The following is a 14,540-nucleotide window of genomic DNA, read 5'->3' as shown; positions in this document are numbered from 1 at the left end:
GCTCCTGTGGTCAGGCGGGTTGGGTGGTGCGGCCAAGCTGGGCATGGCGGGCATAGTGATGCGCGGTGCCGCCGAACAGCGTGTCGAAGGCGACGAGGCGCTTGAAATAGGCGCCGACCTCGAGCTCCTCGGTGACGCCCATGCCGCCGTGCAACTGGATCGATTGCTCGCCGACGAAGCGCGCGCATTTGCCGATCTTGGCCTTTGCCGCCGACGCGGCGCGGGCGCGTTCGACCGGCGCGCTATCGGCCTTCAGTGCGGCGCGCAGCGCCATCGAGCGGGCTTCGTCGAGCTGGATCGCCATGTCGGCGAGGCGATGGCGGATCACCTGGTTGGCAGACAGTGGCCGGCCGAATTGCTTGCGGATCCTGGTATACTCAAGCGTGGTGTCGAGCAGCACCTGCATGATGCCGACGGCTTCCGCGCCGAGCGCGGCCATGGCCCGATCGATCGCCCATTCGATCGCGGGAAGTGCGTCCTTGCCGTCGCCGAGCAGGGCGTCATCCGGCAGCTGCACGTCGGAAAGCTCGATGTTACAGGCGCGCCCGCCACCGAGCCGCTGATAGTCGGAGATCGAAAGCCCCGGCGCCGTTGCCGGCATCAGAAACAGGGCGATCCGCCCCGATGGTCCCTGATGATCATGCAGTTGCGCTGACACGATGATCTCGTCGGCGGCATGGCCGTCGAGCACGGCAATCTTGCTCCCGGTGAGACGCCAGCCTTGCGCGGTCTTGGTCGCCGACGTCGTAACCTTGGCAAGATCGAACCGCGCGGCGCGCTCGGAATGCGCAAAGGCGAGCTTCAACGATCCATCCGCGATCTTGGGCAGGCTCGCCTGCTTCTGCGCCGTGCTGCCACATTTGCCGATCAGCGCAGCCCCGAGCACGACGGTCGCAACATACGGCTCCGACACCAGCCCGCGGCCAAAGGCTTCCATCAAGATGCCGATCTCGACAGGGCCGCCGCCGAGACCGTCGAGCTCCTCCGGGATCGGCAGGGCCAGCCAGCCGAGCTCGGCGAACTGCTTCCACACGTCCGGGCTGAAACCGAGCGGATCGTTGGCGGTCTTGCGGCGGTGGTCGGCATCGTAGCTTTCGGCCACGAAGCGTTCCGCGCTCTCGCGCAGCAGTCTCTGCTCGTCACTGAGATTGAGATCCATTGCGGCTACTCCGCGGCTGCCGGCTTGCGCACGGAGGGATGCAGTCCGGACGGATCGACCACCATGCCGAACTCCTGAAGATTGTGGGCGTGACAGAGCTGATGCAGGGCGAAGGCCTGGTCGATTGCGGCGGGCTGCCCCATCACGTCGACGGAGCGGTTCACGGCTTCCTTGGTCAGCTTCAGCGCAAAGGACGGTTTTGCTGCGATCCGGCGCGCGAGCTCCAGCACGCGCAATGACAGCTCTGCGCGCGGCACGACCTGGTTCACCATGCCGAGCTGATGCGCCTCCTGCGCGCTCCAGCTGTCGGCGGTGAACAGAAACTCCTTGGCCTTGCGGGGACCGAGCTCCCAGGGATGTACGAACCATTCGACGCCGCAGACGCCCATGGTAACGACGGGATCGCAGAACTGCGCGTCGTCACTGGCAACGATGAGGTCGCAGGCCCAGGCCAGCATCAAGCCGCCCGCGATGCACTTGCCGTGCACTTCCGCAATCATCGGCTTGGCGAGATTGCGCCAGCGCCGCGTGATCTGGAGGTATATTTCCTGTTCGCGCGCGAAGCGACCGTGCGCGTTCGCCTCGGCAAAGCCGCCCCAATTTCCTACCGGCGGAAAATCGACGCCTGCGACATTCTTGCCGCCGGGACGCAGATCGTGGCCAGAGGAGAAGTGTGGCCCGTTGCCGGCGAGGATGATGACCTTGACCGCGTCGTCCTGCACCGCCGCGTCGAAAGCGGCGTTGAGGTCGTAGGTCATTTGCAGGTTCTGCGCATTGCGCGCATCGGGCCGGTTCATCACGATCCGGGCGATCGCCGGCTCCGGCCGCTCCACGAGGATGGTCTCGAACGAGGACATGCCGCCTCCCTGCATTTTTGCCTTGTTTGCCTCGAGTTGACTATGTCGCCCGGTGATAGGCAAGCGGCTTGCGTCAGCCGGCTGCTTTTCGCGACGTCCGGACATCTGGCGTCATATGCACTCGATCTGGTAGTTTGCGCTCGATTCCACCGGGAGAAATTTGATGCGCAAGATCCTGACCGTGCTGGCGGCGCTGGCCTCGCTCAGCCTCACCAATTGCGGCTACAACGCGATCCAGGGCCAGGATGAGCAGATCAAGGCCAACTGGTCCGAGGTGGTGAACCAGTATCAGCGCCGCGCCGATCTCGTGCCCAATCTGGTCAACTCGGTGAAGGGCTTTGCGCAGCAGGAAAAGGATGTGCTGCTCGGTGTCACCAATGCGCGCGCCAAGGTCGGCAGCGTCCAGGCAACGCCCGAAGTGCTGAACGATCCCGCGGCCTTCCAGAAATTCCAGGCTGCCCAGGGCGAACTCTCCAGCGCGCTATCGCGGCTGCTCGTGGTTACGGAGAACTACCCGCAGCTCAAGTCGGATGCGCTCTTCAAGGATCTGATGTCGCAACTCGAGGGCACCGAAAACCGCATCACGGTCGCGCGCAACCGCTACATCAAATCGGTGCAGGAATATAACGTCACCATCCGCTCGTTCCCGAGCAACCTCACCGCGATGATGTTCGGCTACAAGGAGAAGGCGAACTTCACGGTCGAGAACGAGAAGGAAATCTCGACCGCGCCGAAGGTCGATTTCAACGCGCCGGCGCCCGCACCGTCGAAGTAAGCGCATCGTTTACGCATGGGTTTCACCCCACCCACCGCTGTCATACCCCGCGAAAGCGGGGGATCCAGTACGCCGCGGCTTCTCCGTACCTCGCTGGCGTCTCTGGAATACTGGATCGCCCGGACGAGCCGGGCGATGACACTGGGTGTGTGGCTCGTGGTGGCGCTCCTCTTCACCTTCCCCGCCGCCGCTGACGTCGCGGTGCCGCAGCTTACCGGCCGCGTGGTCGACCGGACCGGTACGCTGTCGAGCAGCGACGTCGCCGCGCTGTCGCAGAAGCTCGGCGATTTCGAGACGCGCAAGGGCAGCCAGATCGTCGTGCTGATCGTGCCGACGACGGATCCGGAGAGCATCGAGCAATTCTCAATCCGCGTCGCGGAAGCCTGGAAGATTGGCCGCAAGAAGGTCGACGACGGTGCGATCCTGGTGGTCGCCAAGAACGACCGGCATCTGCGCATCGAGGTCGGCTACGGCCTCGAAGGCGCGCTCACCGACGTCACATCGCGGCGGATCATCGACGAGGTCATCACGCCGAAATTCCGCGACGGCGACTTCGCCGGCGGCATCTCGGCCGGTGCCGAGCGGATGATGCGCGTCATCGACGGCGAGCCGTTGCCGGTTCCCTCGCGCAGCGTGAATTTTGCCAATCTGGATGACGTCGGGCCGCTCGCCCCTGTCGTCCTGTTCGCCTCGCTCGTCGTCGGCGGATTCCTGCGCGCGTTGTTGGGGCGGCTGCTGGGCTCGGTCGCGACCGGCGGCGCTATCGGCCTTGTCGCGTTGCTCATCCTCGGATCCGGCGCGCTGGCCCTGCTCGCCGGGATCATCGGCTTCGTGCTGTCATTCATCGCCGATCTGTTTCCGGCATCGACGGGATCGTCGCGCGGTGGGTCCTGGTCGAGCGGCTCCTCGTCCGGCGGCTGGAGCAGCGGTTCGTCATCCGGCGGCAGCTTCAGCGGGGGCGGCGGCAGCTTTGGTGGCGGCGGCGCCTCGGGGAGCTGGTAACCATGGGCATTGGGCGTATCACCAGGCATCTCCTCCAGCACCATTGGCGCGCACGGCAGGTGTTTCCGCAAGCGGTGCTCGACCGCATCGAGCAGGCGATCAGACGGAGCGAGGCGACGCATTCCGGCCAGGTCCGTTTCGTCGTCGAAGGCGCGCTCGACGGCCGTCCGCTGTTCCGCAATCAACTCGCCCGCGAACGCGCGCTCGATGTGTTCTCACATTTGCGGATCTGGGACACCGCGCACAACAATGGCGTGCTGATCTATCTGTTGCTCGCCGACCGCGACGTCGAGATCATCGCCGATCGCGGCATCGATGCGAAGGTTGGCGCCGCCGGCTGGGAGGCGATCTGCCGCGCGATGGAAGCCGAGTTCAGCGCCGGCCAGTTCGAGCGCGGCGTGATCGACGGTATCGCGGCGGTGTCGCGGGAGCTGGCCAAGCACTATCCGCCAGGCGGGCCGCATCCGAACGAGCTGCCGGATAGTCCGGTGGTGATGTAGTCCACCGCTCTATCCGTCGTCATTGCGAGCGCAGCGAAGCAATCCAGACTGCCTCAGTGGAAAGATTCTGGATTGCTTCGTCGCTTCGCCCCTCGCAATGACGAAGTGCCTCAATCATCCAGCTTGTTCAAATCCCGCACCGACTGCATGATCGGTTCGAAGTTCGAGCGTGCGTCCAGCGCGTCGAACAAATGTGCGGTGTCTTCCAGCAGACTGTGCGATCGCGCGATGGCGATGCGCACGTCGTCCTGCGGCGTATCCGACAGTCGTCCGTGTCCTGACAGCAGGATCTTCGTATTCAGCCCCTTGATGCGCTCCAGCGACTGGATGTAGTCGGCAATGCTGCCGGAGCCGAACACACCGCCCATCACGCCGCCGGGCATGAGGGTGTCGGCGGCGAACAACAGGCCCTTGTCCTGATCGAACAGGGTGATACAGGCCGAGGTGTGGCCCGGCGTGTACATCACGTTGAGGCGGAAATTGCCGAGGTCGATCAGATTGCCTTCCTCGAGCCAGATGTCGATATTGATTGGGACGTTGGGCTCGTTGAACATTTTTCGCAGCATCGAGAAATCGTCGCGCAGCATGATCTTGTTGGCGGCGAGCCGATGGGCGGCGACATAGGTTCGGCGCTCGTTGAAGTGCCAGGCCGCGCCGATATGGTCGAGATGCTCGTGGCTCAGCACCACCATGTCGATCTTCTCGGGCGGACAGCCGGCGAAGTTCAGACATTCAACCATTGCCGGATAGTTCGAGGACAGCCCGACGTCGATCAGGATGGTGCGCGCGGAGCCGCGCACGAGATAGGCATTGGCGGCGCGGTTGGAGAAGCGGATCTGGTAGACGTCGTCGGCTGCCTGGATCAGAGAGCAGGTGTCGTTCTTCATCAGGATCGGGAATGCGGTCGGCTTGCGCTCGCTCATGATTGCGCCGCCCGGTAGGTGACGGCGTTGGAGGCGCGAAGGCGTTTCGACAGCGCGTCCATCACCATCAGCGCGAACGCCGGCTGCTGGCTGACGAGATAGACGAAGCGGGCGTGGTTGATTCGCATCACGCGCGTGTTGGGAGCCGAGGCGATCGCGGTCGCCGAACGGGCCGAGCCGTCGATCACGGCCATCTCGCCGAAGAACTCGCCCTTGCCGAGCTTGATGATGCTGGTCTTGCGCGGGCCGTCGAGTTTGGCGATCTCGACCTCGCCGTCGAGCACGACGAATAGCTCGCGGCCGGTCGAGCCTTCCTCGAAGATGACGTCATCCACATCAAACGCGTTGATGCATTTCTCGATCGTCATGGCACCCCCAAACGCCTTCTGGCCGACGGGACGGCCCATGTTAGCCGGGGAACAATGACGGGCAAACAACCCCTTCGGCTAAGGATGCCGTCTACCGCAGAGCAACATCGGCTGACGATTTGTTGCACGGCGCCACGCCGGTTCCACTTTCCCGACCCAATTCGGCCCCGGACGAGTTCCTAAAATTTCGGTAAGCGGGTCCCGAGGTAAGGAATTCGCAAGCAATGAAAGTTACCAAAAGGTCAACCCAGACTGGAGTATTTGAGCCGTGAGCGAATCCATGCCCGAACTGGCCGGCCAGGACACTGCCGCCAACGCCGCCGCCGGCATCGAGGCCCCTTCGATCGCCCCCGACCACGAGACGCCGCCCAAACCTGATCTGGTCAAGGCGGATGCTCCGAAGGTCGAGCTACCAAAAGTCGAGGCTTCAAGGATCGAGGTCCCCAAGTTAGAGGCGAAAGCCGAACCCAGGCCCGAGCCCAAAGCAGAGGCGAAGCCCGGCAAGCTCATCGTCATGGCGCCTTCGGAGCAGTCCTGGGACCGCGAAGAGTTTGCCCCGCATGTGAAGGCGGACGAGGTGCGTGACACCGGCGGCAAGCGCCGCCTGTCCGCGATGGCCGCAGTCGTGGCAATTGCGGCCTGCGTGGGCGCCATCAGCGGTGCGCTTGCAACCGCCGGCATGATGCATTTCGCCACCCCGGCACCGGCCCAGGTTGCCGATACCAGCGCGCTGGACGCCTCCGTCGCTCGGATCGATGCCGACGTCGTCGCGCTCAAGGCCAATGTCGAGCACACCTCGAAGAACGGTCTCAGCCAGATCAATCGGGCCAACGACCGCCTCGACAAGCTCGAGAAGGCGCAGGCCGAACCGATGGCCAAGCTGGCAAAACTGTCCGAGACCGTCGACAAGCTCCGCGCCACGACACCGGCAGCTCCCGTGCAGGCCGCCGCCGCGGCGCCCGCGAAGGAGACCACCGGCTCGATCGCGCCGGCCCCGGCCCAGGCGGTCGCTGCCGCTGCGGCCCCCGCGCCAGCTGCGCCCAAGACCGAGGTCGGCCGCCTGCCGACGATCGAGGGCTGGAGGCTGCGCGATGTCGCCAATGGCGGCGCGCTGATCGAGGGTCGGAATGGCCTGTACGAGGTCTATGCCGGCGATCCCATCCCCGGCATCGGCCGCGTCGATGCGATCCGTCGCCAGGACGGCCGTTGGGTCGTCGTCACCGCCAAAGGCCTGATCGTCGCGCGCTAAGCGTCCGATATCCAGATTTCGAAGAGGCGCTTCACCACCGCGTGAAGCGCCTTTTTTCTTGAATAGGCCGTCGTCAGCGGTGTTAGTGGAGGAATGAGCCGCGCGCCGCGAATTCTCCTGGCTGCTATTCTGTTGTTAGGTGGCGTCATGTCGGTCTCGGCAGCGGAGGACGCGCCGCTCACCCGCGGCACCGCGATCACCGATCCCGATCTGCTGCGCAAGCTTGACCAAAGCGATGCGCTGTCAATCTCGCGCCTGTTGCAGCCCGAGCGGAACGCGAAGGGTCCGCTGAGCAGCGATCAGCTGTTCTCATCGCTGCCGCAGCTCAAGAATATCCTACCGGCGATCGATGCGGAGTTCGATCGCTACATCGTGCAGCACAAGCAGGCCTCGCCGAGCGAGACCATCGGCGTCGGCGACGGTTTCGACGTCCGGCTGTTCGATCGCTTCAGTCTGAAATCCGCCAACACGCGCTTCGTGCTGGCAGGCATCGTCAACCGCATGGACCGTGCCTATGTCTCGGAAGAATCCTGCGGCGAGATACGGCTGATCTATCGCCTGGCGCGGTTCGAGCAAAAACCAGATATCGGCAACATCGCGACGCGCCTGCCGATGACGTTCAATCTGGTGATGAAGGCGCGCGATGTGCGCCAAACGGATGCGGACGGCAAGCCGGTCACCTGTGCCGAGGTCGCGCGGCGCTGGCTCGAAAATGGTGACTGGCAAGGGTTGATCGGCAGTCGCTCCGCGCCTTACGATGCGATGATCGATCGCATCGAGACCAACATTCAGATCTCGATAGCGCCGAAGTCAGCACTGCACGATTTCCGTTCCGACTATCTGCTCAAGGTGTTCAAATACGACGCCGCCACCAGGACGTTCGCGGAATCGACGCTGGAAAACCAGATCGATCGCGACCGCATCCTTGCCGATGAGGCGCTCCGGCGTGACTTCAAGGCCTGGCTGCTTGCCCCCGCGAATCTTCGCGAGTTCGATCGCGGCACCGTGCTGATCCCGGAGAAGTATCTCGCCAGGGCTGCCGTGGCGCCGACGCCTGCGGGCCTCGACGCCTCGACGCTGCAGCCGGAGTTCGGGATGGTGCAAGGAGAAGACAAGGGCGAGGGCAAGAGCGAGCCCCTCTTTGCCGACGACGATGTGGTCAGCGCGCTGAAGCAGGCGTCCGCGCAAGGCATCACCATGGAGAACATCCGCTCGGTCGCCGGCTTCCAGCGCCGCCTCAATGATGTCACCTGTTCGGGCTGCCATCAGACCCGCGGCATCGGCGGCTTCCATTTCCCGGGTGTGGACTGGCTGACGGACGGGGCGTCGAATTCCACCATCGTGCCGGCCTCGCCGCACTTTTTCGGCGACCAGCTCCGCCGCCGCGACATCCTGACTGCGTTCGCTGCCGGCAAACGCCCTGATTTCTCACGCGGATTTGCCAGCCGGCCGCAAACCCGCGGGGCCCAGGAGCTCGCCGGCACCGAATACCAGGACGGCTGGGGCGCGCATTGTTCCCTGCAAATTGCGGGATCAGGAGCACCGGATAAGAGCTTTACGTCATGGACCTGTGCTAAAGGTCTCACCTGTGAGCCTGCGGCGGCTTCGAGCCGCATTGGCATGTGCTTCATCAAGACGCGCTAGCGCATGATCCGGAAAAGTGTGTAGCGGTCTTCCGGTAAGATCATGCGCCAGCCAGCAACCGGTTCGGATGATCCATGACGGATACCAGCGACGCCGACAAGGAGCGCAATCGCGAGATCGCGCAGAATGAGGAAGCCAAGCAGGTCGCCGGCAGCATCCGCGTCAGCGCCTCCGCCATCGCGGTCGTCGTCATCATCGGCGGAATCCTGTTCACGCTCGGCTGGCTGGCGCTGAAGTAGCGAGCCGCCTTTACTTTGCGTAGTTCGTCATCCGCTTTCCCGGGAGCAGCTCATAGGCCGGCTTCCATCCGGGCAGTGCGGCCATGCGGCCGAGCCACGCGTGGATGGCTGGATGGCTCGTCGCGAAATCAAAACCGTGCTCGTCACTCGGATAGTGCAGATAGGCCATCATCGAGATATCGGCGACCGTCGGCCTGGCTCCGATCGCGAAGGCGTTGTGCCGGAGATGCCCGTCGAGAATGCCGAGAAAGTCCTCCAGCCGCCGGCGAAAATGCTTCAGCACCTGCGGATCGTTCTTCTCGGTGAAGGCCCGCATGAAGCGATAGGTCGCCATGTAGCCGGTGAGCTTGTGGTTGTCCCAGAACAGCCAGCGCAGCAGCTCGAACTCATCGGCTTCCGTCTCGGCGCCGAAGCGCCCGTATTGCCCGGCGAGCTTCAGCAGGAGCGGGGCCGTCTGCGTCATCTTCGCGCCGTCGACCTCGAGCACGGGTATCTCGCCCATCTCGTTCACGGACTTGCGCCATTCGGCCGTACGCGTGACGCCGCCGCCGAAATCGGTCCACACCGGCTCGAACGTCTCGCCGCAGAGCGTCAGCATCAGCGCCAGCTTGTAGCTGTTGCCGGATTCGGGGAAGTAGTGAAGGCGATAGCTGGGCATGGGACCTCACGCGGCATTGGGTTTTGCCGATTGTTATACCGCGCTAGCTCCCCCTCGTCATTGCGAGCGCAGCGAAGCAATCCAGCAATGCGTCTGCTGGAGCGAGCTATTTCCCCATCGCCGGGACGACACGGTGTATGTGGCGCGCGATACGCCTCTTACCTCGCAGCCCGCTCTACCCCACCGCCCCCTTCGATCGCAGCTGCCTGATCGCGGCTTCGTCGTATCCCGCGCCACGCAAAATCTCGTCACTGTGCTCGCCGACGCCGGGCGGTTTGCGCGGCTGCACCTTTTTGGTGCCGTCGATCCAGATCGGGCTGGAGATCGTGAGCATGGTGTCGTTCTCGAACGGCACCAGCACCTCGTTGTCGAGCATCTGCTTGTCGTTCGGAATGTCGTCCAGAATGCCGACGATGCCGAACACCAGCCCGTTGCCGTCGAGGATCTTGCGCCATTCGGCGAGATCCCTGGTCGCAAACGTCTCGTCGAAGATCTTGATCAGCTCGATCGAGCGGGCGTGACGGTCCGGCTTGGTGGCGAAGCGCGGATCGTTGATCAGGTCCTCGCGGCCGAGGCATTTGGCCAGCGTCGGCCACTGCTTCTCCTCGCTGAGCAGCGAGAGGATCAGCCAGCGGCCGTCCTTGCATTGGTAGTGGTTGGCGACCGCATTGAGCGCGCGCTCGCGCGGGCGCCGCTCGCCGAACTTGGCGCCGCAGAGCTTTGCCTGCGCCAGCACGCTCGCCGCCCACACGCCGTTGGCCATCAGGTTGGAGGCGACATGCGAGCCCTTGCCGGTCTTCTCGCGCTGATAGAGCGCGGTGACGATCGCGCTGTACAGCGCCATGGCGCAGGGATGGTCGCCCATGCCGGCGACCGAGCGCGCTGGCGTGGTGTCGGTGTCGGCGCGGACCAGGTCCATGAGGCCGGAGCGCGCCCAATAGGCATTGCTGTCGAAGCCGGGCTTGTTGGCTTCCTCGCCCTTCTCGCCATAGCCGGTGAAGGAGGCGTAGATCAGCCGGTCGTTGAGATGGGCGAGATGGTCATAGGTGATGCCGAGCCGGCCGCGCACCGGCGGCGGCATGTTGGTGATGAAGACGTCGGCCTCTTCGACCAGCTTGTAGAGCACGGCCTGCGCCTCGGGCTTGGAGAGATCGAGCGCGAGGCTCTTCTTGTTGCGGGCCTCGAGCAGCCAGGCGAAATTGTGCTCGCCGGTGGGATAGCCGGGCAGGTTGGGCAGATTGCGGTAGGGATCGCCGGCGCCGGGCGGCTCGATCTTGATGACGTCGGCGCCGAAATCGGACAGCACGGTCGCTGCCGCAGGCGCCGCGATGAAGCTCGCGCAGTCCAGAACCTTGAGCCCTGCAAAAATGCCTTTTTCCATCGCGGCGTTGCTCCCTCGCTCTTGCCGTTTCCCGCGCGCTGGAATTGGCGCAGGCCAAGTCATGGCAGCATTAGACCGATGTTTCATCGGGATGCAACGGCGCCGGGCGCAGGGCTCATTGCAGCGCGGTGGCTGTAGAGGCGAGCCTCATTCCTCGCCCGCGAGCAGCGCCGCGTTGCCGCCGGCGGCTGCGGTGTTGATGGTCACGGTCTGCTCGGTGGCGAAGCGCGCGAGATAATGCGGGCCGCCGGCCTTGGGTCCGGTTCCGGACAGGCGGTTGCCGCCGAACGGCTGCACGCCGACTACGGCGCCGATCATGTTGCGGTTGACGTAGATGTTGCCGACCTGAACGCGGTCGATGATGGCTTCGACCGTGTCGTCGATGCGGGAGTGCACGCCGAGCGTGAGGCCGTAGCCGGTTCGCTCGATTGCCTGCAAAACGCGCTCGAGGTTCTCGGCGCGGTAGCGCACGACATGCAGGATCGGTCCGAACACTTCCTCGGCGAGCTGGCTGGCATCCTTCAGCTCGAAGATGTGGGGCGCGACGAAGCAGCCCTCCGGCGCAGTGCCGGCAAAGTGCAGCTTCGCTTCGCCCTTCATTCGCGCAATATGCGCATCGAGCCGCTGCTTGGCCTCGACGTCGATGACAGGGCCGACATGTGTGGCGATGTTTGCGGGATTGCCGATCGTCAGCTCGCGCGCAGCGCCCGCGATCATCTCGATCATGCGGTCGGCAACGTCCTCCTGCACGAACAGCAGCCGGAGCGCGGAGCAGCGCTGGCCGGCGGAACGGAACGCGGAGGTCACGACGTCGTCTGCGACCTGCTCGGGCAGTGCGGTGGCATCCGCAATCATGGCGTTGATGCCGCCGGTCTCGGCGATCAGCGGCACGATTGGCCCGTCCTTGGCGGCGAGCGTCCGGTTGATGTGACGCGCGACCTCGGTCGAGCCGGTGAAGACGACGCCAGCAATGTCAGGATGCGCGGTCAGCGCGGCGCCGATGCGGCCGTCGCCGGTGACGAGGTGCAGCGCGCTGTTGGGAATGCCGGCTTCGTGCAGCAGGGCCATGGCCTCGCGGGCGATGCGCGGCGTCTGTTCGGCGGGCTTTGCGACGACGCTGTTGCCGGCCATCAGCGCCGCTGTGACCTGGCCGAGGAAAATCGCCAGCGGAAAGTTCCACGGCGAGATCGCGACGAAGACGCCGCGGCCGCGCATGGCGAGCGCGTTGCTCTCGCCGGTCGGGCCCGGCATCGTCGTCTCGGTGCCGAAAAGCTTTCGGCCCTGCGCGGCATAATAGCGGCAGAAATCGGCGGCCTCGCGCAGCTCCGAGAGCGCGTCGTCGAGCGTCTTGCCGCCTTCGCGCTGAAGCAGCGCGATGAAATGCGCGCCTCGAATCTCGAGGAGATGCGCGGCCTGCTCCAACGCTGCCGCGCGTGTCGCCGCCGGCGTCCGGCTCCAGGCGGCAAAGCCCGCGCGTGCTGCCGTGATCGCCGTGCCTGTCTGCTCCGGCGTTGCGTCTGCTACCGGCTTGAGATCGGGCGTCGCAGCCTTGACCTCAGTCAGCAACCGGTCGAGCGCCGCGCGCTCGCCGAACTCGATACCGGCAGAATTGTGCCGCTCCGGCGCAAACAGATCGCCTGGCAACGGAATCCTGGCGTGATGCGCGTGATCGGGACGGACGATGAGATCAACCGGACGCTTCAACAGCGCCGGGACCGGGACGCGATAGTCCGACGCCTGCGCCACGAAGGACGAGTTGGCGCCGTTTTCGAGCAGCCGCCGCACCAGATAGGCGAGCAGGTCGCGATGGCTGCCGACCGGCGCGTAGGTGCGGTAGGCGATCTCGGGGTGATCCTTGGCAAGCTGCTCGTAGAGCGCTTCGCCCATGCCATGCAGACGCTGGAATTCGAAGCCGCCGCTGTCGGAGGCCAACTCCAGCACGGTTGCGACGGTGAGGGCGTTGTGGGTCGCAAATTGCGGGAAGATGCGCGGGCGCAGGCCCAGAAGCTTCGCGGCGCAGGCGACGTAGTTCGAATCCGTCATCGCCTTGCGGGTGAACACGGGATAGCCGTCGAGGCCGCGCTCCTGTGCGCGCTTGATCTCGGTGTCCCAATAGGCGCCCTTGACCAGCCGCACCATCAGCTTGCGGTCATGTGCGCGCGCCAGCTCGTGGATGTAGTCGATCACGGCGCTCGCGCGCTTCTGATAGGCCTGGATCGCAAGCCCGAAGCCGTCCCAGCCCTTGAGCGAGGGATCGGCGAGCGTTGCCGCGATCACGTCGAGCGACAGCTCGAGTCGGTCGGCCTCCTCCGCGTCGACGGTGAAGTTGAGATCATACGCCTTGGCGCGCTGCGCGAGGTCCAGCAGTTGCGGCACGAGCTCGGACATCACGCGGTCGCGGCTGATCGCCTCGAAGCGGGGATGCAGTGCCGAGAGTTTGACGGAGATGCCGGGCCGGTCGGGCAGGGGGTGATTGCCCGCGGCCTTGCCGATGGTCTCGATGGCGCTCGCATAAGCGTCGAAATAGCGCTTCGCATCCGCCGCCGTGCGCGCGCCTTCGCCGAGCATGTCGAACGAATAGCGCGGCTGCTGGCCGGAGCGCGGCCTGCCTCGCTCCAGTGCCTGCTCGATGGTCTCGCCCAGCACGAAATGATTGCCCATCAGCCGCATCGCCTGGCGCGTCGCGGTACGCACCGCGGGCGCGCCCAGCCGCTTCACCAGCCGCCCGATGGTGCCATCAGGCGTCTCGCCGGGCTGGATCACCCGCGCCGACAGGCCGAGCGCCCAGGCAGAGGCGTTGACCAGGAACGCCGTGGACTTGGTCTCGTGATGGATGAAGTCGCCCTCGCCGAGCTTGTCCTCGATGAACTGGTCGGCGGTGCGGGCATCCGGCACGCGCAGCAGCGCTTCCGCCAGCACCATCAGCGCGAGGCCTTCCTTGGTCGAGAGTGCGAACTCGCGCAGCATGTCCTCGACCCCGCCGAGCCGATCATCGCGCTTGCGGATCGCCTCGATCAGCCGCGTCGCGGTGCGATCGATCCGTGCTTCCTGCGGCGGGGCGAGACGCGCGGATGGAACGAGCCGCGCGGCGATGTCGGCATCATCGGGCGCGTAGGGGGCAGAGAAGGGCGGCGGGATGTTCGGCATGGCGTGTCCTGTGGCTGAAGCCAGGATAAGGCCCGCATGACCGTAGTTCGATAGACAAGATAGTAAATTTGCCTTAGAAAATGAAGACTATTGATGGCATGGCCACATAAAATATGGAACTGGATCGCATCGACCGGAAAATCCTCTCGATTTTGCAGGAAGACGGGCGGATCGCCAATGTCGAACTCGCCGAGCGCATCGGGCTGTCGCCGACCTCGATCGGCGAGCGGCTGAAGCGCTTGCAACGCGAAGGCTTTGTCGAAGGTTATGGGGCGCGGCTCAACCCGCACCGGCTTGGGCTGGGCTTGCTCGTGTTCGTCGAGGTGCTGCTCGACAAGACCACGCCTGACAATTTCGAACGCTTTGCGCGCGCAGTGAAACTCGCACCTGAAGTGCTGGAGTGTCACATGGTTGCAGGCGGCTTCGACTATCTGGTGAAAGCGCGGCTGGCCGACATGGCGGCGTATCGGCGCTTTCTCGGCGAGACCCTGCTGGCAATGCCTGGCGTTCGCGAGACGCGCACCTATGCGGTGATGGAAGAGATCAAGCGCGACGCACCGTTGCCGGTGGGCTGACCAAATGCGGTCGCGATTGTCATTGCTGCGGCGTTGAACAAGCGGTCTTCGCAGGAAAATAGC

At 64.7% G+C, this 14,540-nt stretch carries 14 protein-coding genes; 7 read left to right on the top strand and 7 right to left on the bottom strand.

Translation table 11 applies throughout. From position 1 onward, the window contains the following. Positions 1-10: 10 nt before the first annotated feature. Both JQ631_RS13325 and JQ631_RS13320 read right to left on the bottom strand, forming a co-directional pair. Entirely contained in the window at positions 11-1,159 is a 1,149-nt protein-coding gene (locus JQ631_RS13325; protein WP_212326769.1) for an acyl-CoA dehydrogenase family protein, read from the bottom strand. Positions 1,160-1,164: 5 nt separating this feature from the next. Then, entirely contained in the window at positions 1,165-2,016 is an 852-nt protein-coding gene (locus tag JQ631_RS13320; protein WP_212326766.1) for an enoyl-CoA hydratase, read from the bottom strand. A 163-nt stretch (positions 2,017-2,179) separates the two neighbouring features. Between JQ631_RS13320 and JQ631_RS13315 the strand changes: the two genes are divergently transcribed. The 3 genes from JQ631_RS13315 to JQ631_RS13305 all read left to right on the top strand — a co-directional run bounded on the left by JQ631_RS13315 (position 2,180) and on the right by JQ631_RS13305 (position 4,293). Next, complete coding sequence (locus tag JQ631_RS13315; RefSeq protein ID WP_212326764.1) at positions 2,180-2,791, top strand: LemA family protein; 612 nt, start codon at positions 2,180-2,182, stop codon at positions 2,789-2,791. A gap of 135 nt (positions 2,792-2,926) precedes the next feature. After that, on the top strand, positions 2,927-3,793 hold the full coding sequence (locus JQ631_RS13310) for a TPM domain-containing protein (protein ID WP_212326762.1): 867 nt from the start codon (positions 2,927-2,929) through the stop codon (positions 3,791-3,793). A gap of 2 nt (positions 3,794-3,795) precedes the next feature. Further along, positions 3,796-4,293 carry a TPM domain-containing protein gene (locus JQ631_RS13305; protein WP_212326760.1) on the top strand — a complete coding sequence of 166 codons (498 nt, stop codon included), beginning with the start codon at positions 3,796-3,798 and terminating at the stop codon, positions 4,291-4,293. 110 nt (positions 4,294-4,403) lie between these two features. Here the strand turns inward: JQ631_RS13305 and JQ631_RS13300 are convergent, their stop codons facing one another. Together JQ631_RS13300 and JQ631_RS13295 are read right to left on the bottom strand one after the other, a co-directional pair. Beyond that, on the bottom strand, positions 4,404-5,216 hold the full coding sequence (locus JQ631_RS13300) for an MBL fold metallo-hydrolase (protein ID WP_212326758.1): 813 nt from the start codon (positions 5,214-5,216) through the stop codon (positions 4,404-4,406). Beyond that, entirely contained in the window at positions 5,213-5,584 is a 372-nt protein-coding gene (locus tag JQ631_RS13295) for a Crp/Fnr family transcriptional regulator (protein WP_212326756.1), read from the bottom strand. Before JQ631_RS13295 ends, JQ631_RS13300 begins: the two co-directional genes overlap by 4 nt. Before the next feature lie 280 nt (positions 5,585-5,864). On the opposite strand from JQ631_RS13295, the gene JQ631_RS13290 reads away from it, so the two are divergent. The 3 genes from JQ631_RS13290 to JQ631_RS13280 all read left to right on the top strand — a co-directional run bounded on the left by JQ631_RS13290 (position 5,865) and on the right by JQ631_RS13280 (position 8,716). Then, positions 5,865-6,833, top strand: coding sequence for a hypothetical protein (locus tag JQ631_RS13290; RefSeq protein ID WP_212328597.1), 969 nt, complete (start codon positions 5,865-5,867; stop codon positions 6,831-6,833). A gap of 93 nt (positions 6,834-6,926) precedes the next feature. Beyond that, positions 6,927-8,477, top strand: coding sequence for a hypothetical protein (locus JQ631_RS13285; protein WP_212326754.1), 1,551 nt, complete (start codon positions 6,927-6,929; stop codon positions 8,475-8,477). 74 nt (positions 8,478-8,551) lie between these two features. Next, positions 8,552-8,716, top strand: coding sequence for a hypothetical protein (locus tag JQ631_RS13280; RefSeq protein ID WP_212326752.1), 165 nt, complete (start codon positions 8,552-8,554; stop codon positions 8,714-8,716). Between the two features lie 10 nt (positions 8,717-8,726). Here the strand turns inward: JQ631_RS13280 and JQ631_RS13275 are convergent, their stop codons facing one another. The 3 genes from JQ631_RS13275 to putA form a co-directional block, all read right to left on the bottom strand. Continuing rightward, positions 8,727-9,374 (bottom strand): glutathione S-transferase family protein, encoded by a 648-nt coding sequence (locus JQ631_RS13275; protein WP_212326749.1) that lies wholly within the window; start codon positions 9,372-9,374, stop codon positions 8,727-8,729. Between the two features lie 175 nt (positions 9,375-9,549). Then, on the bottom strand, positions 9,550-10,755 hold the full coding sequence (locus JQ631_RS13270; RefSeq protein WP_212326747.1) for a CaiB/BaiF CoA transferase family protein: 1,206 nt from the start codon (positions 10,753-10,755) through the stop codon (positions 9,550-9,552). A gap of 147 nt (positions 10,756-10,902) precedes the next feature. Continuing rightward, entirely contained in the window at positions 10,903-13,902 is a 3,000-nt protein-coding gene (putA, locus tag JQ631_RS13265; RefSeq protein ID WP_212326745.1) for a bifunctional proline dehydrogenase/L-glutamate gamma-semialdehyde dehydrogenase PutA, read from the bottom strand. A gap of 113 nt (positions 13,903-14,015) precedes the next feature. On the opposite strand from putA, the gene JQ631_RS13260 reads away from it, so the two are divergent. Continuing rightward, a complete protein-coding gene (locus tag JQ631_RS13260) occupies positions 14,016-14,477 on the top strand; it encodes an Lrp/AsnC ligand binding domain-containing protein (protein WP_097657706.1) in 462 nt (153 codons plus the stop codon). The last annotated feature ends 63 nt before the right edge of the window (positions 14,478-14,540 follow it).

This window comes from Bradyrhizobium manausense (genome assembly GCF_018131105.1).
Classification (GTDB): Bacteria; Pseudomonadota; Alphaproteobacteria; order Rhizobiales; family Xanthobacteraceae; genus Bradyrhizobium; species Bradyrhizobium manausense_B.
The sequence above is the reverse complement of the archived record's forward strand: the minus strand, read 5'-3'. Positions and strand labels throughout refer to the sequence as shown.